Genomic DNA, 18670 nt, shown 5'->3' on the forward strand with positions numbered 1-18670 from the left:
GTTCCCCGCGCTGTCGCTGCTCGCGGTGCGGCAACGCCGAGTGCACCAGGCCGTTGCGTAACAGAGGGCGCATCTGTAGCGTCGCTGCATGTCCCATAGCCGTTCACGCCGCGCCGCCGTCCTGGCGGCCGGCGCGCTTTCCCTCGCCGCCCTCGCGGCACCGGCCGTCCAGGCGGCCCCGACCACGAAGTTCACGCGCGTCGCCGGCCTGAAGGTCGCCGGCACGCCCGCCAAGTACGACAAGGTCGGCGTCCTGCAGATCGGGTCGGCCAAGGCCAAGAACATCCTCGTCCTGAACCCGGGCACCTCGGCCAGCGCCGCGTACTTCGCGCCGCTGGCCCGCTCGATCGTCCAGCAGGCCCCGGACTGGCAGGTCTGGTCGGTCGAGCGGCGCGAGAACCTGCTCGAGGACCAGTCGGTCATCGACCAGGCCAAGGCCGGCAAGGCCACGCCGCAGCAGCTGTTCGACTACTACCTGGGGTGGCTCAACAACAAGTCGATCACCCCGCACTTCGCGATGATCCCCGACGCCTCGGTGGCCTACGCCAAGCAGTGGGGGATGAACACCGAGATCCAGGACCTGCGGGTGATCGTCAAGCGCGCGCAGAGCAGCGCGCGGAGGCTGCACGGCAAGGTCGTCGTCGGCGGCCACTCGCTCGGCGGCACGATCACCAGCGCATACGCGACGTGGGACTTCGGCGGCAGGGCGGGGGCCGACGGCCTCGCGGGCCTGCTGTTCATCGACGGCGGCTCCGGCCCGACGCCGGTCACGCCCGCCGCGGCGAGGGACTCGCTGAGCAGGCTCGACGCGGCCACCGCCTCGCCGTGGCTGCAGTTCGGCGGGATCCCGGCGCCGTTCACCGGGCTGTTCAACTCCACCGGTTCGCTCGGCGTGCTCCTGGATCCGAACGCGCCGTCGCTCGGCCAGGCCTCGGGGCTGCTGCCGGCCAACATCGTGCCGTCGCAGCCGGTGACCAACGTGGGCCAGTACGGCTACGCGCTCGACGTCAAGACGTCGCCGCCCGGCCTCGCCGCCGCGCAGGCGCACCTCGGGACGCTCGGGACCGGCAACCCGGCGGGCTGGGACGACACCGGCGCGCTGACGCCGATCAGGCGCATGGCCGACGTCTTCTCCGGCTGGGGCCTGAAGGGCCTCGACGGGACCGCGTGGTACCACCCGCTGCGGCTGACGATCGACGCGGGCGCGGTCGCCGCCGGCAACAGGAACGCCGCGCAGAGGGTGCTCGACGTCCACGCGACGCACGGCAGGGACCTGCCGCGCGATCTCAAGATGTACGCCTTCGGCGCCGCCCTGGGCGGCAAGCGTGTCCTGGACGCGACCAAGGCCCTGGCCAGGCAGTCGCACATCCCGTCCAAGAACCTCACGTTGGTCGACCGCCACACGACCTACGCGCACAACGACCCCAACACGGCCGACCCCTCCAAGAACGACTTCTTGAAGCGGTTGATCCCGTGGCTGAAGTCGGTGGCTAAGTAGACGGCAGGTCCGGCGGCGCCGTCCGGTAGGCGGGCGGCGTCGCGGACATGTTGATGGGGTTGCGCGTCAGGCGGGCGGTGCTGCCGTCGGCGCGGGGGACCTCGACGACCGGGTCCAGGCCCAGCGACGTCGCGAAGGCGAACGCGCCCGCGACGTCGTTGACCTGGCCGGCGGGGACGCGCGCGGCGCTCAGCGCCGGGACCCACTCGGCGGCGGGGCGCGCGGCGAGGCGTTGCACCAGCACGTCCCGGAGCGCGTCGCGGTGGGCGACGCGCTCCTTGTTCGTGGCGAAGCGTGCGTCGGGCTCCAGCCCGATCACCGCGCACAGCGCCGCGAACTGCTTGTCGTTGCCGACGGCCAGGACGAGGTCGCCGTCGCCGGTGGGGTAGAGCTCGTAGGGCGCGATCGACGGGTGCGCGTTGCCCATCCGGCCCGCGACCGCGCCGGCCAAGGTGTAGGCGCTGCCCTGGTTGACGAGCGCGGCGAGCAAGGACGACAACAGGTCGACCTCCACCAGTTGCCCCTCGCCGGTCCGCTCGCGATGGCGCAGCGCGGCCAGGATCCCGACCGCGGCGAACAGCCCGGTGATGACGTCGACCAGCGCGACGCCCGCCTTCTGCGGCTCGCCGTCCGGCGCGCCGGTGATCGCCATCAGCCCGCCGACGGCCTGGACGAGCAGGTCGTAGCCCGGCAGCGCCGCGCCCGCGCCCGACCCGCCGAAGCCGGTGACCGAGCAGTACACCAACTCGGGCTTGTCGCCCGCGAGCGACTTGTAGTCCAACCCCAGCGACGCCATCAGGCCCGGCCGGAAGTTCTCCACCACCACGTCGGCGCGGGCGATCAGCGCGCGCGCCTCATCGCGTCCGGCGTCGGTCCCGAGGTCGATCGCCACGCTGTCCTTGTTGCGGTTGACCGACTGGAAGTACGTCGCCTCGCCGCGCTCGTCGAACGGGGGACCCCAGTGGCGCGTGTCGTCGCCGACACCCGGCCGCTCGACCTTGACCACCTCCGCGCCCAGGTCCGCCAGCACCATCGTGGCCAGCGGCCCCGCGAGCACCCGCGAGAAGTCGACGATGACGAGATCCTGAAGTGCGCTCGGCTGCGACATGTGCGAGGATCTTAGATCTTCGAAGATTTCGATGCGCCCCCGAAGGAGACCCTCGCCATGAGCAGCACCGCCGCCGCGCCGCCCGCGATCAAGCCCAAGGACTACCTGAACATCGACCACCTCCTCTCCGACGAGGAGCGGGACATGCGCGACAGCGTCCGGGCGTTCGTCCAGAACGAGGTCGTCCCGTACGTCGGCGACTGGTTCGAGGCCGGCGAGGTCCCGGCGCGCGAGCTGGCGCCGGCGCTCGGCAGGCTCGGCGTCCTCGGCATGCACCTCGAGGGCTACGGCTGTGCGGGCGCCACCGCGACCGCCTACGGCCTGGCCTGCCTGGAGCTGGAGGCCGGCGACTCCGGCATCCGCTCGCTCGTCTCGGTCCAGGGCTCGCTGGCGATGTTCGCGATCTGGCGCTGGGGCTCCGAGGAGCAGAAGCAGGAGTGGCTGCCGCGGATGGCCGCCGGCGAGGCGATCGGCTGCTTCGGCCTGACCGAGCCCGACGCCGGCTCCGACCCCGGCGCGATGCGCACCCGCGCCCGCCGCGACGGCGACGACTGGATCCTGCACGGCCAGAAGATGTGGATCACCAACGGCTCCGTCTCCGACGTCGCCGTCGTCTGGGCGATGACCGACGAGGGCGTCCGCGGCTTCGTCGTCCCCACCGACACGCCCGGCTTCACGACGCAGGACATCCACAAGAAGCTCTCCCTCCGCGCGTCGATCACGTCCGAGCTGCTGCTCGACGACGTCCGCCTCCCGGCCAGCGCGATGCTGCCGGAGACCACCAGCCTCCGCGGCCCGCTCTCCTGCCTCAACGAGGCCCGCTTCGGGATCGTCTTCGGCGCCGTCGGCGCCGCGCGCGCCTGCTTCGAGGCCGCGCTGGACTACAGCCTGGAGCGCACCGCGTTCGGCAGGCCGATCGCCGGCACCCAGATCCAGCAGGCCAAGCTCGCCGAGATGGCGCTGAAGGTCAACACCTCCACCTTGCTCGCCCTGCACCTCGGCCGGATGAAGGACGACAACCTGCTCCGCCCCGAGCACGTCTCGATGGGCAAGCTCGGCAACGTCAACGACGCGCTCTGGGTCGCGCGCACCGCCCGCCAGGTGCTCGGCGCCAACGGCGTCACGCTCGAGTACCCCGTGATCCGCCACATGAACAACCTGGAGTCGGTCGTGACCTACGAGGGCACGGCCGACGTCCACGCGCTCGTCGTCGGCGGCGCGCTGACGGGGATCCAGGCCTTCCGGTGAGCCTGGCGACCGCGCAGCAGCACGCGGTCGACGCGCTCCGGCAACGCATCGTCGCCGGGGCGCTGCGCCCCGGCGCGCGCGTCAACCAGGAGGACGTCGCGGCCGAGCTCGGCCTCTCGGTCGCGCCGGTCCGTGAGGCGCTGCGCGTCCTGGAGCAGGAGGGGCAGGTCACCTACCTGCCGCGCCGCGGCTACTTCGTCACCGAGCTGCGGATGGCCGACCTCGAGGAGATCTACGCGCTCCGCGCCCTGCTGGAGGCCCGCGCCGCGCGCCACGCGCTCCCCGTTCTCGACGACGAGGCGCTGGAGCGCGTCCGCGACGCCGCGCGCGCCTGCGCCGACGCGGCCGAGAGTGGTGACGTCGCCGCCGAGCTGGCCGCCAACCGGCGGTTCCACATGGGGTTGCTCGACGCGCCCGGCCAGCCCCACGCGCTGCGCGTGATCCGGCTGCTGTGGGACTCGACCGAGGCCTACCGCGCCATGTACTACAACTCGCCCGAGGAGCGCCGCGCCTCGCTCGACGCCCACGACGAGATCCTCGACGCCGTCGGCGACCGCGACGCCGATCGCCTCGTCCGCGCCCTCGACGACCACCGCGACCGCGCGCTTGACGTCCTGCGCGGCCTGCTCGTCGAGGTCGAACCCGCCGCCTAGGACGATTCTCCGGGCCGCCTCGCCGCGCCTGACGGCCGCCGCCCCGACTTACGTACAACCAGCACGCGACGCTGGGGCGGCGACCGCCAGCCACGACGATCCGGGCCGGAGAATCGCCCTAGTGCGGGGCCGGCGCCGGGCCGGCCATCCCGGCGCGCGCGGCGGCGCGGTAGGCGCTGAGCACCTCACGGGTCAGCGTGTCGACGTCGTAGACGCCCTGGTGGCGGCGGCCGTTGACGAAGAACGTCGGCGTCCCGGACACGCCGGACATGTCGGCGCTCGCGACGTCCTCGGCGATGCGCGAGCGGTGGCGGCGGCGCATCACCTCGTCCTCGAAGCGGGCCGCGTCGAGGTTGAGCGCGTTGGCGTGGCGCAGCAGCGTCGCCGGGCGCAGGTCGTCGTTGTCGCCGATCATCAGATCGGCCATCTCCCAGAACCTGCCCTGGGCCGCCGCGGCCTCCGACGCCTCGGCGGCCAGCTGCGCGTCGGGGTGCACGTCGCTCAGCGGCAGGTGGCGCCAGACGTAGCGCAGGTCGTCGCCGAAGCGCTCCAGCAGCTCGTCGATCACCGGCGCGGCGGCCGCGCAGTACGGGCACTGGAAGTCGCCGTACTCGACGATCGTCACCGGCGCGTCCACGTTGCCGCGGATGTGGTCGTGCCCGGGATCGACGTCGTCGGCGAGGTCGACGATCGTGTCGGCCGTCCCGCCGAGCTGGCGGGCCCGGACCTCGTCGGGCAGGTGGCGCATGACCCACACCGCGATCCACGTCAGCGCGCCCGCGACCAGCGCCGTGAGCAAGACCCCCAACTTGGCCTGGTCCAGCAGGTCCGGCCGGTCCCTGAACGCGATCGAGGCCACCAACAACGACACCGTGAAGCCGACGCCCGCCGACGTCCCGACCGCGGCCAGCGCCGGCCACGTGATCGTCAGCCTCTGGCCGCCGAAGCGCCTGCGCGTCCCGATCCACGACGCGAGCAGGATCCCGGCCGGCTTGCCGATCCCGTAGGCCAGGATGATGCCCCACGTCACCGGCGAGCTGACGGCGTCGCTGAGCAGGGACGACGAGAAGTGCACGCCCGCGTTGGCGAGCGCGAACAGCGGGACGATCACCTGGCTCGTCCACGGCAGCAGCCGGTACTGCAGCCGCTCGTTGAGCGACACCGCCGAGGTCAGCGACGCGCGCGCCGCGTAGGCCAGCTCCGGCGTCGGCTGCTCGCGGAACAGGATCGCCTGGGCGGTCCCGGCCTCCAGCTTCTCGCGCGGCGGCGGGTAGGCGGTGATGATGAAGCCGACGAGCAGGCCGGTGATCACCGGGTCCACGCCGGACTCGAACAGCGCCAGCCACATCGCGATCCCGAGCACGGTCGCGACCTGGCCGCGCCACGGGAACTCGACGAAGCGCAACCCGACGATGATCGCGAAGAACAGGACCGCCAGGCCCAGGGCCGTCAGCCTGATCGTGTCCGAGTAGAACAGCGCGATCGCCCCGAGCGCGACGAGGTCGTCGACGACCACGACCGTCAACAGGAACACGCGCATCCGGATCGCCTTGCCCTGCGTGAGCAGCGACAGGACGCCCAGCGCGAGCGCCGTGTCGGTGGAGATCGCGGCGCCCCAGCCGTGCGCGCCCGCGCCGCCGGCGTTGACCAGCGCGTAGACGGCGGCCGCGCAGGCCATGCCGCCGACGCCGGCCATCACTGGGATCGCGACGCGCGAGCGCTCGCGCAGCTCGCCGAGGTCCAGCTCGCGCTTGGCCTCCAGCCCGACGACCAGGAAGAACAGGGTCATCAGGCCCTCGTTGACCCAGCCGCGCAGGTCGGTGGCGATCGAGTGGTCGCCGAGGGAGATCGCCAACCGCGTCTCCCACGCCGAGCTGTAGGTGTCGCCGGGCAGGTTGGCCCACAGCAGCGCGGCCAGCGTCGCGACCACGAGCAGGATCGCGCCGCTGGTCTCGGCGTAGAGGAAGCGCCGGATCGGGGCGGCGAGGTTGCGGGCCCAGGCGGTGCGGCCGTCGGCGGTGGAGCTGGCGGTGGGGTTGGGCGTGGTGCTCAGGGTCGCCAGGTTATGGCGTGGCGAGGCGGTCGGCCAGGGACCGCAGGGCCGGGGTCGCCGCGACGAGGGCTGCCGCGTCGTCGGGACCGAGCTCGCGCAACGCGTCGCGCATCGCCTCGGCCCACCCGTGCTCGCGCGCGTCGCGGGCGGCGATCGCCCGCGGCGTGGGGTGCAGGCGGGCGACGCGGCCGTCGTCGGGATCGCGGCGGCGCTCCAGCAGCCCGCGCGCCAGCAGCGCCTTGACGGCGGCCGACGCGTTCGGCGCGTGCAGCCCCAGCTCGGCCGCGACCTCGCCGACCTTCAGCCCGGGACGCCGGACGAGCAGCCGCATGACCTCCAGCTCGGAGAGCGGGAGCGGGTCGCGGTTCAGCTCGGCGGCGCCGATCGTCCGCGGCAGCAGCCACGCGAGGTCCTGGAGCGTGACGGCCAGGCGCCGGGCCTGGGGCGCGGTGGGTTGCCTTGCCATGGCGGCGATGGTACCTTCGGATCTAGATAGATATGAATCTATACATACCTGACTTCGCGGGGCGCGTGATCACGGGGGCCGACAGCGACTACGACGCGGCGCGCGCGATCTGGAACGCGATGCACGACCGCCGCCCGGCGGCGATCGCGTGCTGTGAGAGCGCGGCCGACGTGGCCGCCGCGGTGCGCTTCGCGCGCGCCGAGGGCCTGGCGATCGCCGTGCGCGGCGGCGGGCACTCGATGCCCGGCCACAGCGTCTGCGACGACGGGCTCGTCGTCGACCTGCGGGGCTTGAGCGGGGTGGAGGTCGACGCGAGGGCGCGGCGCGTGGTCGTCGGGGGCGGCGCGCTGCTCGGCGAGCTGGACGCCGCGACGCAGGCCCACGGGCTCGTCGTCCCGGCGGGCGTCGTCTCGCACACGGGCGTCGGCGGGCTCACGCTCGGCGGTGGCGTCGGGCGGCTGATGCGGCGCTTCGGGCTGACGGTCGACGCGCTGCTGGCCTGCGAGGTCGTCCTGGCCGACGGGTCGATCGTGCGTGCGTCCGAGCAAGAGCACCAAGATCTCTTCTGGGGCCTGCGCGGCGGCGGCGGGAACTTCGGCGTCGTGACCGAGTTCACGTTCGCCTGCCACGCGCTGGCCGAGCTGCAGATCCTCGGCATGTTCCACCCGCTCGACCGCGCACGCGAGGTGCTCGAGCGCGGCCGCGCGGAGATGGCCGACCCCGACGCGCCGGACGCGCTGCTGTGGACGTCGTTCCTGCGCAAGGCGCCGCCGGTCCCGTGGATGCCCGACGAGCTGGTCGGCGTCCCCGGCGTCATGTCGCTGGTCGAGTGGTCGGGTGTGAGCGGGGCGGAGGGCCGCGCGCGGCTGGCCGACATCCGCGACGACCTGCACCCGACCGCGACCTCGCTGGAGGCGATCCCGTTCCTGGCGATGCAGACGATCACCGACGAGATCTTCGCCGCCGGGCAGATGACCTACATCAAGGCCGGGTTCGTGACCGAGCTGACCGACGCCGCGATCGACGCGCTGCTGGCCCAGGCCGCGACCGTCGGCTCGCCGCTGTCGCAGATCGAGGTGCTGGCGATGGGCGGTGCGATCGCGCGCGTGGACGCCGACGCGACCGCGTTCCCGCACCGCGACGCGGCCTGGCTGCTCAACGTCCCGGCGATGTGGACCGACCCGGCCGACACCGAGGCCGAGGTCGCCTGGACGCGCGAGTCCTACCGGTTGCTCGAACCGCACATGACCGGCGGGACCTACGTCAACTTCATGGCCGGCGACGAGGCCGCCGACAGCACCGGCGCCCACGCGCGCACGCGCGCGCGTCTAGAGGAGGTCAAAGCGGCCTACGACCCGGACAACGTCTTCCGGCTCAACCAGAACATCACGCCGGCGCGGGCGGGCGCTGCGGGCTGAGCGTGCGGTCGTAGTCGCGATACGGGGCGACGCCGGCAGCGATGGCGTCGCTCTGCGCGAACTGGCGGATCGCCGTCTGCTGGACCTCGAGGAAGTGGTCGTGCTTCTCGGCGACGGTGAGGACCGACCGCGCCGCGGCGTCCGCGTCGCCGAAGTCGACGCCGCCGCCGGCGGTCAGGCGCCCGCCCGCGCCGCACGTCGCGCACTCGACCGCGCCGCCGTCGAGCAACACCATGGCATTGAGATGGCAGTGCGGGCACAGCCCGGGCTCGCCCCGGAACTCGACCGCGTCGAACGCACGCCCCGCCTGCTCGGCGACGTTGCGCCCGAGCCGCCCGGCGCGCTGAAGCGCGGCGGGGTCGAGCGCGATCGCGCTCGGCACGCCCGCGCCCTCGAAGACGACCTGGTCGACGACGCCGATCTGCATCGAGAACGTCATGTGGTGCATGAGCGGCAGCGCGAGCGCCTTCCAGCGGTCGGTCAGCGCGCCGCCGACGGCCAGGAACCCGGCGACGCGCGGGCGCAGCACGCGCTCGTCGAACGGGAACCTGACGGTCGCCTCCTCGCCCGCGTCGCGCATGCGCACGTACTCGAGCGCGAACGCGACGTCGGCCTTCGGCCCGAGGATCGCGTCGAGCAACAGCTTCAACTTGCCCGGGATCGTGCGGTTGTGGATCGGCGCGCTGATCAGCAGCCCGTCGTGCTCCATCAGCTGGTCCCAGAACCATGCCGCGTCCTCGTCCCAGCGCGCGAGGTCGAGGTCGCCGAGCCGGACGTGCGAGACGCCGACGCCCGCGGCCTCGGCGCCCTGCAGCGCGGCCTTCATCAGCAGGTCGCTGCTGCCGTCGGCCGGGCCACACGACAATCCGAGCAAGCGCATGGTCATGCCCCGCTGCCCTGCTTGAGCCCGCCGCCGCCGAAGCGGCTGTGGTCCTCGGAGAGGTCCATGATCGGGTAGACGTAGTCGCGCATCGCCTGCTCGTAGTCGCCGATCGCCGCGACGACGTCCTGCTCGCCGCGGGCCGCGCCGGCCAGCCGCGCGCTGAGGATCCCGGCGTCGCGCAGCGCCATGTTCGCGCCCTGGCCGCGGGTCGGCATCATCGCGTGGATCGCGTCGCCCAGCAGCGTCACGCGCGACGACGGCCAGGCGGGCACCGGGTCCAGGCGCCGGAACGGGAACCAGAACAGCGTGGACAGGTCGATCCGCTCGACCAGCCCGCGCAGCGCGGGGTGCCAGTCGGCCACGACCTCGCGCATGCCCGCGTGGACCTCGGCGGGCGTGTCGTCCGTCCAGTCGGCGGGCGCGGGCGCGCTCGTCCCGGGCGGCACGCCGCCGGAGATCATCATGTAGGGGTCGACCGCGTCCATGTGGATGTCCGGTGCGATCCGCGCGGCCGCCTCGGCCACCGGCTCGCGCGGGTCGTAGACGCCGAGGGCGAGCATGCCGCCGCGCTTGTCGCGCGCGATCACGAAGCCGTCGAGCAGGACGTCGGGGAGCTCGGCGAGCACCTCGGGCGTCAGCGGCGACCGCGCGAACAGGCCGAGCCCGCCGACGTCGGCGGGGATGATCTCGACGTCGGGCATCAGCTGCCTGCGGACCGCGGAGCCGACGCCGTCGGCCGCGACGAGCACGTCGCCGGTGACCGTCGAGCCGTCGGCGAGTTGTGCTTCGACATGGTCGCCGTGGTCGGTGAAGCCGGTCACCGCGGCGTCGTCGTGGAGCGCGTCGCCGAGCCACGCGCGCAGGATATGGCGCAGCGTGCGGCGGTCGATCGCGGTGTGGGGGCGCTCGCCGTCGTTGGGCGGGCCGAGGTGCGGCTGCGTCGTCAGCTCGTGGCACTGCTCGTCGATCACGACGGCCACGCCGCGCGGCGGCGTCTTGCGCGACGCCTGCAGGTAGAGGTCGTAGAGGTCGTCGGGCAGGCACGCGCGCAGGGCGTTGCCGCCGTCGGCGTTCATCGTCAGCCGGTAGCCGGAGCGCGGCGCGCCCGCGGGATCGCGCTCGTAGACGGCGCACGAGATCCCGGCGCGCTTGAGCCCCTGCGCCAGCGTCAGGCCCCCGACGCCGCCGCCCGCGATCAACACGTGGAAGTCGCTCATGCCGCCTCCTCCTTCATGGTGTTCTCGATCCGGCCGACGCCGCCGACCTCGACCGCGACGACGTCGCCGGCCTTGAGCAGCAGCGGCGGGTCGCGGCGGGCGCCGACGCCGCCGGGCGTCCCGGTGAGGATCAGGTCGCCGGGCAGCAGCGTGCAGAACTCCGAGATCGTCGCGATCAGCGTCGCGACGTCGAAGATCATCAGGTCGGTCGTCGCGTCCTGGACGGTCTCGCCGTTGACGACGGTCGTGATCCGCAGCGGGTCGCTGCCGGCCTCGTCGGGCGTGACCAGGAACGGGCCGACCGGGGTCGAGGCGTCCCACGCCTTGCCCTGCAGCCACTGGTGCGACCGGTGCTGGAAGTCGCGCATCGAGAGGTCGTTGGCGACCGCGTACCCGGCGACGACGCCCAAGGCATCGTCCTTGCTCACCCGCCGTGCACGCTCGCCGACGATGACCACCAACTCGCCCTCGTAGTCGATCTTCGACGACTCCGGCGGCGCGGCCAGCGCGTCGTAGGGCCCGGCCAGCGTCGAGGCGAACTTCGTGAACAGCACCGGGTAGTCCGGCTCGTCGCGCAGCGACTCGGCGACGTGCTCGCGGTAGTTCAACCCCACGCAGATGACCTTGTCGGGCGCGGGAACGACGGGCCGCAGCGTCACGGAGTCCAGCGGGACCGCGGCGTCGCGGTCCAGCGGCGGGTCGGCGAGCACGGCGTTGGGCGTGTCGAGGCCGAGCGCGGCGATCCCGGTCAGCGGGATCGCCTGCTCGCCCTCGACGGCGACGGCGCGCGGGACGCCGTCGATCAGCGCGGAGGCGAAGCGCACGCGCTCAGGCGTCCACGAAGTGGACGTCCAGCTCGGCCGCCGCGGCCTCCAGCGCCGCGGCGTCCGGGAACGGGATCGGCTCGGCCGGGAAGACGTGGTGCGCGTACGGCTCGCCCGCGAGCGCGAACAGCTGCTCCAGGCCGCCGGGCGAGGACATCACGATCGCGCGCGTGACCGCGGACTCGAAGGCGTAGGTGTGGACGCAGCCGGCCGGGATCGACGCGACGTCGCCGGGCTTGAGCACGGTGGACTCGCCGTCGAGCGTGACGCGCACGGACCCGTTGCGCACGTAGATCGCCTCGTGCGTGCGCTCGTGCACGTGCGCGGGCATCTCGCCGCCGATCGTGCCCTGGACCGTCCACATGCCCAGCTCGCCGCGCGACTCGGCCGCGGTCAACATGGTGGTGATCATCTGGCCGCCGAGCAGGTGGCGCGGGCCCTCGCCCGAGCGCAGGAAGTAGGGCTTCATCTCGCCCGGCAGCGTGTCGTCGGCCGCGTCCCAGGTCGGCGCCGCGTACGGCGTGTCCGGGGGCAGGTACTTCATGTTGAACTGGCCCTCGGCCTGGCCGAACTTCGCGAACGGCGGCGGCGAGTTGTCCTCGGGCGGGAACGCGGGCGCGTCGTAGGGCGTGCCGCAGAGGTCGAAGAAGCGGTCCCAGCCGCCCGGCGTGATCGGCCCGACGAACTCCGAGAAGTGCGAGTGGAACTGGTAGGCGTGCACGACGCCCGCGGGCACGACCGCCATGTCGCCGGGGGAGAGGACGCGCGACTCGCCGTCGGCCCAGACCTGCACGCGCCCGCGCGTGCAGAGGAAGACCTCCAGCTCGCGGTCGTGGAAGTGCAGCGGGATCGGGCGCCCCTTCGGCCCGCAGTTGGTCATGAACGACAGCTCGCCGTTGGACTGCTCCGCGCCGATCATCGCCCGCGCGACCTGGCCGAGCAGCAGGTGGGCTCGGCCGGTCCCGGCCGGCTGGACGTAGGGGACGCTGGTCTCGGGGAGCGGAGGCGCGGTGACCGCGAGCGTGGGATCGGACATGTGTGCACAGTAACGCCGAGTGTGTCCGGCGCGCAAGCGCCCTGTGTCCGATTTCCAAATTGCATACAGATACGGGATCTGTGTAGACTGGCGCGGTCCGTACTCCTGCCTGAAAGGCGAACCTGATGAAGTTGGTGACGTTCGACGACGGTCGCGTCGGGAAGGTCGTCGGCGACCTGGTGGTGGAGCTCGACGTGCCGGACATGCGGCGCTACTTCGAGCTCCAGGGCGACGTCCAGCCCACCGGGCGCGAGCTTCCGCTCGCCGACGTCCGCCTCCGCGCGCCGATCATCCCGAAGAAGTTCTTCCACACGGCGGGCAACTTCCGTGAGCACCACGAGGAGTCCAAGAACGTCAACTGGTCGCACCCGGTCCTGCCGTGGATCGTGTTCTTCCAGAACGTCGACGCGATCATCGGCCCCGACGACCCGATCGTCTACCCGGAGCCGCTGACCAGGGAGCTGGACTACGAGCTCGAGCTCGCGGTGGTGATCGGCAAGAAGGGCAAGTTCTTCTCGCCCGAGGAGGCCGAGGAGTACATCGCCGGCTACGTGGTGTTCAACGACATCACCGCGCGCGACATCCAGCGCGAGGAGATGAAGTCCGGCGTCTTCTGCCTGAGCAAGTCGATCGACACGTTCTGCCCGCTGGGCCCGTGGATCGTGACGCCCGACGAGGTCGGCGACCCCGCGGACCTGAACATGGCCTTGCGCGTCAACGGCAGGGAGCGCCAGAAGTCGCACACGGGCAACATGTCCGTGACGGTCGCGGAGATCTTGTCGCACTACTCGCCGATGGGCTACAACCCGGGCGACGTCGTCTCGACCGGCACGGTGTCCGGCGTCGCCGGCTTCTCCGACGACCCGTTCGCCAACTACCTCAGGCCCGGTGACGTCGTCGAGGCCGAGATCGAGAAGATCGGGACGCTGCGCAACCCGGTGCTCGCCTGGGACGACCGGCCCGAGGGCACCGGCGCGGCGCGCCCTGAGGGCGCGGCCGCCTAGGCCATCAACTACGCGGCGCGGCGGCGCCTCTTGGCGCCGCTGTCGCCCTTGCCGCCGACGGCGGTCGGGTGACCGGTCGTCGTCGCGAGGTCCGCCAGGACCTGGCGCAGCGCGGCGAGGTCGTACTCGGGCTCGACGATCTCGACGATCCCGTAGACCGTGCGCGCCAGGTGGCGCCCGAGCAGCGCGGACGCCAGGTCGGCGTCGGCGGCCTTGCAGGCGTCCAGGATCTCCCGGTGGTCGGTCGTCGACTGGACGGAGAACTGGTGGCCGAAGTGCATGCGCCGGTAGCGCTCGGCGTGGTCGAAGAGCTGGAGCAGCAGCGCGTCGAAGCGCGCGCCCGCGCGCTGCGTCAGCGCGCGGTGGAAGGCCTGGTGGGGGACGTACCAGCGCGCGTAGTCCTCGTCGGCGGCGAAGTGCGCCATCGCGGCCATGTAGCCCTCGAGCTCGGCGATGTCCTCGGGCGTCATGCGCGCGATCGACAGCCGCAGCGCGGTGACCTCGAGCGGGATCCGGATCGCGTAGAGCTCCTCGACGTCGGCGAGCGACAGCGGCGCGACGCGGACGCGGCGGTTGGGCTCCGAGAGGATCAGGCCCTCGCCCTGGAGCATCCGCAGCGCCTCGCGCAGCGGGGTCCGGCTGACGCCGAGCTCGTCGGCGAGCGCCACTTGTGACATCGTCTCACCGGGCGTCAGCGATCCGTCGAGGATCGACTCGCGGATCATGCGGTGGACGTGCTCGACGCTCTGCCGCGCGGGGGCGGTGTCGCTCATGCGGCGCTCCGTGGGAGGTGGTGGTGGCCTGCGGCCGATGGATGCACAACGGCATTCTACATGCACCCTCAGCGTTCGCTGTGCGCACATCCTGCCAGGTGCACCCGATGGGATGTATGAGCCATCTGCATGCACTTGTCAAACCTGTACGCTCGCGCCCATGAGCGTCGACGTGTTCCGTGGCCTCCCGTACGCGCGCGCAGAGCGCTTCGGGGTCCCGGAGGTCGTACCGCTGGACGCCGTCCCGGAGCCGGGCGCGCGGCCGTTCGGGCCGGTCGCGCCGCAGCCCGCGCGGCCGATCGGCGCGTTCACGCACGGCGAGCTGCCGGCGATGGACGAGGCCGCGTGCCTGACGCTGAACGTCTGGCGGCCGCGCGGCGCGGCGGCCGGCGCCGGGTTGCCGGTGCTCGTGTGGATCCACGGCGGCGGCTTCACCATGGGGTGGGGGAGCGCGTCGCTCTACGACGGCGCGCGCCTGGCGGAGGCCGCGCAGGCGGTGGTCATCACCATCAACTACCGGCTCGGCTCGCTGGGCTGGCTGTTCCACCCCGAGCTGGGCGGCGGGAACTGGGGCCTGCGCGACCAGCAGGCGGCGCTGCGCTGGGTCCAGGGCAACGTGGAGGCCTTCGGCGGCGACCCCGCGCGCGTGACGCTCGCGGGCCAGTCGGCGGGCGCGCTCAGCGCGATCGACCATCTCCATGCCATTGGGTCGGACGGGTTGTTCCAGCGGTTGCTCCTGCTCTCCCCGCCGGTCTTCGACGCCGCCCACGCGCCGGCGATGCCGGCGCGCTGGGCCGAGGCGCTCGCCGAGCGCGCCGGGAGCTTCGCGGCGCTGCGCCACTACCCGGCCGACCAGGTCGTCGCGCTGCACGAGGACGCGCTGGCCGACGGGCCGTTCGCCGGGACGCGCGGCTGGGCGCTGCCGACGATCGACCCCGCGACGCTGCCCGGCCCGCCGGACGCCGCCGCCCGCGCGCGGACCGACATCCCCGTGTTGCTCGGCACGACCGCCGACGAGGGCGCGTTCTTCTTCCGCGCCGCCGGGCGCCGCCCGGAGCCCGGCGAGGAGCGCCTGATCGCGATGGTCGCCCACATGCCCGGCGTGACCGACGCGCCCGCCGTGATCGCCGCCTACCGCGAGCGGCTCGGGGCGCAGACCGACACCAACACCTTGCTCGTGCGCATCGGCGGCGACCACATGGTGATCCGCCCGACCGACGCCTGGGCGCGCGAGCGCCTCGCCGCCGGGGGCACGATCCACCGCCTCCGCATCGACCACGCGGGGGACCCGGACCTCGGCGCGCTGCACTCGATCGACGCGCCGCTGCTGTTCGGCACCTACGGCGACGGCGGCCCCGGCACGCGGATGGCCGGGAACACGCCGCGAGCCGAAGAGGTCTCGAAGTCCTTCATGAACGCCGCGGCGGCGTTCGTCGGCGGTGATGCGCCCGGCTGGGACGCGCTGCGACCCGACGGATCCGGCGCGCTCGCGGTCTTCGGCGGTCCGGAGGGAACGCCTCCGCAAACTGTGTCCGCAATCTAAGACTGGACACACTTTCGCGAGTCGTGTACGTTCTGGCTCCCGCGTGCTGTGTGCCCAAGAGCACGCAGCGTCTGGAGGAGAACCCATGGCACGTCGCTGTCCCGCGATCCCTGAGTACGCGCTGCCCGGAGCCGTCGCATGACGTTGCTGCAGGTGCGCGATCTACGCGTCACCTATGGCGGTGTCGTCGCTGTCGGCGGCGTCGACCTCGACGTCCCCGAGGCGTCGGTCGTCGGCCTGATCGGCCCCAACGGTGCCGGCAAGACCTCCATGATCGACGGGCTCACCGGCTACCACCCGCCGTCCGGCGGGACCGTCACCTTCGAGGACGCCGACATCACGAGGATGCGCCCGCACCTGCGTGCGCGCCGCGGGATGGTCCGGACCTTCCAGTCCGTCGAGCTGTTCGACGACCTGACGGTGGAGGAGAACCTCCAGGTCGCCGCCGACGGCCTCGGCGTCGCCCGGGCGCTGCGCGACGTGTTCCTGCCGGCCGCCCGCGCCCGCGCGCGCCGCGACGACGTCGCCTGGGCGCTGGACGTCTGCGGCCTCGCCGACGTCGCCGACGCGCGCCCCACCGAGATCTCCCACGGCCGCCGCAAGCTCGTCGGCGTGGCCCGCGCGCTCGCGCGCCGGCCGCGCCTCGTGCTGCTCGACGAGCCCGCCGCCGGCCTCGACACCGACGAGTCGCTGGAGCTGGGCCGTCGCCTGGCGGCGATGCCCGAGCAGGGCGTCAGCGTGTTGCTGGTCGACCACGACATGGGGTTGGTGCTCGGCGTCTGCACCGACATCTACGTGTTGGACTTCGGGAGGCTGATCGCGCACGGCACGCCCGCGCAGATCCGCGAGGACCCCGCGGTCCTCGGCGCCTACCTCGGGACCGAGGAGATCGCGCATGCCTGAGCAGCGCCTGCATCTCGACGCGCTCGCCGCGGGCTACGACGGCAACGCGGTCGTCCGCGACCTCACGCTGAGCGTCGCGCCCGGCGAGGTCGTCGCGCTGCTCGGCCCCAACGGCGCGGGCAAGACCACCACCTTGATGACGATCGCCGGCCTGCTGCCGCCGGTCGGCGGCGCGATCCACGTGGACGGCGCGCCGATCGCCGGGCAGGCCGCGCACAAGCTCGCGAAGGCCGGCGTCTCGCTCGTCCCCGAGGGCCGCTCGCTGTTCTTCAGCCTCACGGTCGCCGAGCACCTCAAGCTCGCCGAGGGCCGCGAGCCGCTCGCCAAGGGCGAGTTGATGGCCTTGCTTCCGGAGCTGGAGAAGTGCCTGGATCGCAAGGCCGGCGTCCTGTCGGGCGGCGAGCAGCAGATGCTCGCGGTCGGGCGCGCGCTGGTCTCGCGGCCCAAGCTGCTGCTGGTGGACGAGATGTCCCTCGGCCTCGCGCCCGTGATCGTGGAGCGCCTGCTCCCGATCCTGCGGCGCGTCGCGGCCGACCTCGGCGCCGGCGTGCTGTTCGTCGAGCAGCACGTCGCCCTGGCGCTCAAGGTCGCTGATCGCGCCTATGTCTTGAACCATGGTCGGCTGGTCCTGGAGGGCGCGGCGTCCGAGCTGCGCGACCAGCCCGACCTCCTGAAGTCCAGCTACCTCGGTGAGGTGGCTGTTGCCTAAGCACGCACGCACTATGAGGAGAGGTGCTCACAACATGAGCGTTCGGTTGAAGGTCCCGGGAGCGCTCGTCGCGCTCTCGCTCGCGGCGGTGGCCGCGGCGGGTTGCGGTTCCAGCAGCGACAACAGCTCGACGTCGTCCAACAGCAGCGCCAGCACCGGCGCCTCGACGCCGGCCGCCGCGCCGGCGGCCGACGCGCTCGGCACGGCCAAGAAGGCGAGCGGCAAGCCGATCGTCCTCGGCCTGCTCAACCTGGAGTCGGGACCGGTCACGTTCCCCGAGTACCGCCAGGCCGCTGAGCTGGCGGTCAAGTACATCAACGACTACAAGGGCGGCATCGGCGGCCGGCCTGTGCAGCTCGCGAGCTGCGCGACCGACGGCCAGCCGGCGACGTCCGGCCGCTGCGCCAACCAGATCGCCGACAAGAACCCGACGGCGATCCTCGGCGGCGCGGACACCGGCGCGCCGGGTGCGTTCCCGGTCTGGGAGCGCAAGAGGCTCGCCTACATGGGCGGCATCCCGTTCACGCCCGTCGAGTCCAACGCCCCCAACGCGGTGCAGTTCTACTCCGTGTCGGTCGGCGACAACTTGGCCACCGTGCAGTACGCGGTCAAGGAGCTCGGCGTCAAGAAGGCGTCGGTCATCTACACCGACGACTCGCAGGGCAAGGCCACCGGCCTCGGCGTGATCGTCCCGGCCTTCAAGGCCGCGGGCGCCGAAGCCAAGGCGATCCCGGTCTCGCCGTCCGCGGCGGACCTGTCGTCGGCGGCGGCCGCCGCGATCGGCAGCTCGCCCGACGCGGTCTACGTCAACACGCCGAACGCGTGCCCGGCCGTGCTGAAGGCCCTGAAGGCCGTCGGCTACACCGGCAAGATCATGGGCATCGACCCGTGCACCTCGCCGCCGGCGCTGAAGGCGGCGGGCGACTCGGCCGAGGGCCTGTACTTCGCGCAGCCGTTCGTCTCGCTGGACTCCGGTGACAAGGACGCCAACCTGATGGGCGCCGCGATCAAGAAGTACGGCGGGTCGGACATCGCGCTCGACTCGATCGCGCAGGCCGGCTTCTCGTCGGTCATGAACGTCCAGGCCGCGCTCGACGGCGTGAGCGACCTGACCGAGAAGAACATCCTCGCGGCGTTCAAGGACGGCAGGGCCCACGACAACTTCATGGCCCACCCGTACACCTGTGACGGCAAGCAGCTCGCGGGCAACACCGCGGTCTGCAACACGTTCCAGAAGATCAAGCAGATCAAGAGCGGCAAGGTCACCACGGTCACCGATGACTGGGTGAACGGCGCCTCGCTGTACAAGCCGCAGTCGTAGTCCTACGAGAACG

General features: G+C 72.5%; 17 protein-coding genes. 9 read left to right on the top strand and 8 right to left on the bottom strand.

Features of this window, described 5'->3' with window-relative positions:
• Positions 1–88: 88 nt before the first annotated feature.
• On the top strand, positions 89–1498 hold the full coding sequence (locus H030_RS0116825) for a hypothetical protein (RefSeq protein WP_027006973.1): 1410 nt from the start codon (positions 89–91) through the stop codon (positions 1496–1498).
• Here the strand turns inward: H030_RS0116825 and H030_RS0116830 are convergent.
• On the bottom strand, positions 1491–2606 hold the full coding sequence (locus tag H030_RS0116830; protein WP_027006974.1) for a CaiB/BaiF CoA transferase family protein: 1116 nt from the start codon (positions 2604–2606) through the stop codon (positions 1491–1493). The two genes, H030_RS0116825 and H030_RS0116830, sit on opposite strands and share 8 nt — an antisense overlap.
• Positions 2607–2663: 57 nt before the next feature.
• Here H030_RS0116830 and H030_RS0116835 point away from each other — a divergent pair, with 57 nt between their 5' ends.
• Both H030_RS0116835 and H030_RS0116840 read left to right on the top strand, forming a co-directional pair.
• A complete protein-coding gene (locus H030_RS0116835; protein ID WP_027006975.1) occupies positions 2664–3854 on the top strand; it encodes an acyl-CoA dehydrogenase family protein in 1191 nt (396 codons plus the stop codon).
• Positions 3851–4507 carry a GntR family transcriptional regulator gene (locus H030_RS0116840; RefSeq protein WP_027006976.1) on the top strand — a complete coding sequence of 219 codons (657 nt, stop codon included), beginning with the start codon at positions 3851–3853 and terminating at the stop codon, positions 4505–4507. The genes H030_RS0116835 and H030_RS0116840 overlap by 4 nt, the downstream gene beginning before the upstream one ends.
• A 118-nt stretch (positions 4508–4625) precedes the next feature.
• On the opposite strand, the gene H030_RS32875 is transcribed toward H030_RS0116840, so the two are convergent.
• Entirely contained in the window at positions 4626–6569 is a 1944-nt protein-coding gene (locus tag H030_RS32875; RefSeq protein ID WP_331270981.1) for a Na+/H+ antiporter NhaA, read from the bottom strand.
• 1 nt (position 6570) lies between these two features.
• Positions 6571–7026, bottom strand: coding sequence for a MarR family winged helix-turn-helix transcriptional regulator (locus tag H030_RS0116850; protein WP_027006977.1), 456 nt, complete (start codon positions 7024–7026; stop codon positions 6571–6573).
• A 65-nt stretch (positions 7027–7091) separates the two neighbouring features.
• On the opposite strand from H030_RS0116850, the gene H030_RS0116855 reads away from it, so the two are divergent.
• Complete coding sequence (locus H030_RS0116855) at positions 7092–8444, top strand: FAD-binding oxidoreductase (RefSeq protein ID WP_196809162.1); 1353 nt, start codon at positions 7092–7094, stop codon at positions 8442–8444.
• On the opposite strand, the gene H030_RS32880 is transcribed toward H030_RS0116855, so the two are convergent.
• The 4 genes from H030_RS32880 to H030_RS0116875 are packed head-to-tail and all read right to left on the bottom strand — an operon-like array spanning position 8413 to position 12404.
• Positions 8413–9330 carry a flavodoxin family protein gene (locus H030_RS32880; protein ID WP_081690877.1) on the bottom strand — a complete coding sequence of 306 codons (918 nt, stop codon included), beginning with the start codon at positions 9328–9330 and terminating at the stop codon, positions 8413–8415. The genes H030_RS0116855 and H030_RS32880 overlap by 32 nt on opposite strands.
• Entirely contained in the window at positions 9327–10544 is a 1218-nt protein-coding gene (locus H030_RS32885) for an FAD-dependent oxidoreductase (RefSeq protein ID WP_051222936.1), read from the bottom strand. Before H030_RS32885 ends, H030_RS32880 begins: the two co-directional genes overlap by 4 nt.
• Positions 10541–11368: a fumarylacetoacetate hydrolase family protein gene (locus H030_RS0116870; protein WP_035127870.1), complete on the bottom strand. Its 828-nt coding sequence runs from the start codon at positions 11366–11368 to the stop codon at positions 10541–10543. Before H030_RS0116870 ends, H030_RS32885 begins: the two co-directional genes overlap by 4 nt.
• Positions 11369–11372: 4 nt before the next feature.
• On the bottom strand, positions 11373–12404 hold the full coding sequence (locus H030_RS0116875; protein ID WP_027006980.1) for a quercetin 2,3-dioxygenase: 1032 nt from the start codon (positions 12402–12404) through the stop codon (positions 11373–11375).
• Between the two features lie 125 nt (positions 12405–12529).
• On the opposite strand from H030_RS0116875, the gene H030_RS0116880 reads away from it, so the two are divergent.
• Positions 12530–13408, top strand: a complete 879-nt coding sequence (locus H030_RS0116880) for a fumarylacetoacetate hydrolase family protein (protein ID WP_027006981.1) — start codon at positions 12530–12532, stop codon at positions 13406–13408.
• An 8-nt stretch (positions 13409–13416) separates the two neighbouring features.
• Here the strand turns inward: H030_RS0116880 and H030_RS37315 are convergent, their stop codons facing one another.
• Positions 13417–14181: a GntR family transcriptional regulator gene (locus H030_RS37315; protein ID WP_051222938.1), complete on the bottom strand. Its 765-nt coding sequence runs from the start codon at positions 14179–14181 to the stop codon at positions 13417–13419.
• A 160-nt stretch (positions 14182–14341) separates the two neighbouring features.
• On the opposite strand from H030_RS37315, the gene H030_RS37320 reads away from it, so the two are divergent.
• The 4 genes from H030_RS37320 to H030_RS0116905 all read left to right on the top strand — a co-directional run bounded on the left by H030_RS37320 (position 14342) and on the right by H030_RS0116905 (position 18657).
• Entirely contained in the window at positions 14342–15724 is a 1383-nt protein-coding gene (locus H030_RS37320) for a carboxylesterase family protein (protein ID WP_051222940.1), read from the top strand.
• 138 nt (positions 15725–15862) lie between these two features.
• Positions 15863–16627, top strand: coding sequence for an ABC transporter ATP-binding protein (locus H030_RS0116895; RefSeq protein WP_027006982.1), 765 nt, complete (start codon positions 15863–15865; stop codon positions 16625–16627).
• Positions 16620–17336, top strand: a complete 717-nt coding sequence (locus H030_RS0116900; RefSeq protein ID WP_027006983.1) for an ABC transporter ATP-binding protein — start codon at positions 16620–16622, stop codon at positions 17334–17336. The genes H030_RS0116895 and H030_RS0116900 overlap by 8 nt, the downstream gene beginning before the upstream one ends.
• A 34-nt stretch (positions 17337–17370) precedes the next feature.
• Positions 17371–18657, top strand: a complete 1287-nt coding sequence (locus H030_RS0116905; RefSeq protein ID WP_196809163.1) for an ABC transporter substrate-binding protein — start codon at positions 17371–17373, stop codon at positions 18655–18657.
• The last annotated feature ends 13 nt before the right edge of the window (positions 18658–18670 follow it).

The organism is Conexibacter woesei Iso977N, assembly GCF_000424625.1.
Lineage (GTDB): Bacteria > Actinomycetota > Thermoleophilia > Solirubrobacterales > Solirubrobacteraceae > Baekduia > Baekduia woesei_A.

Excerpts from the sequence above, each read along its gene's own strand:
- H030_RS32880 (WP_081690877.1), bottom strand. The coding sequence starts at position 9,330 with ATGACCATGCGCTTGCTCGGATTGTCGTGTGGCCCGGCCGACGGCAGC.
- H030_RS0116880 (WP_027006981.1), top strand. The coding sequence starts at position 12,530 with ATGAAGTTGGTGACGTTCGACGACGGTCGCGTCGGGAAGGTCGTCGGC.
- H030_RS0116830 (WP_027006974.1), bottom strand. The coding sequence starts at position 2,606 with ATGTCGCAGCCGAGCGCACTTCAGGATCTCGTCATCGTCGACTTCTCG.
- H030_RS0116900 (WP_027006983.1), top strand. The coding sequence starts at position 16,620 with ATGCCTGAGCAGCGCCTGCATCTCGACGCGCTCGCCGCGGGCTACGAC.
- H030_RS0116905 (WP_196809163.1), top strand. The coding sequence starts at position 17,371 with ATGAGCGTTCGGTTGAAGGTCCCGGGAGCGCTCGTCGCGCTCTCGCTC.
- H030_RS32885 (WP_051222936.1), bottom strand. The coding sequence starts at position 10,544 with ATGAGCGACTTCCACGTGTTGATCGCGGGCGGCGGCGTCGGGGGCCTG.
- H030_RS0116895 (WP_027006982.1), top strand. The coding sequence starts at position 15,863 with ATGACGTTGCTGCAGGTGCGCGATCTACGCGTCACCTATGGCGGTGTC.
- H030_RS0116875 (WP_027006980.1), bottom strand. The coding sequence starts at position 12,404 with ATGTCCGATCCCACGCTCGCGGTCACCGCGCCTCCGCTCCCCGAGACC.
- H030_RS0116850 (WP_027006977.1), bottom strand. The coding sequence starts at position 7,026 with ATGGCAAGGCAACCCACCGCGCCCCAGGCCCGGCGCCTGGCCGTCACG.
- H030_RS37320 (WP_051222940.1), top strand. The coding sequence starts at position 14,342 with ATGAGCGTCGACGTGTTCCGTGGCCTCCCGTACGCGCGCGCAGAGCGC.
- H030_RS0116835 (WP_027006975.1), top strand. The coding sequence starts at position 2,664 with ATGAGCAGCACCGCCGCCGCGCCGCCCGCGATCAAGCCCAAGGACTAC.
- H030_RS37315 (WP_051222938.1), bottom strand. The coding sequence starts at position 14,181 with ATGAGCGACACCGCCCCCGCGCGGCAGAGCGTCGAGCACGTCCACCGC.
- H030_RS0116825 (WP_027006973.1), top strand. The coding sequence starts at position 89 with ATGTCCCATAGCCGTTCACGCCGCGCCGCCGTCCTGGCGGCCGGCGCG.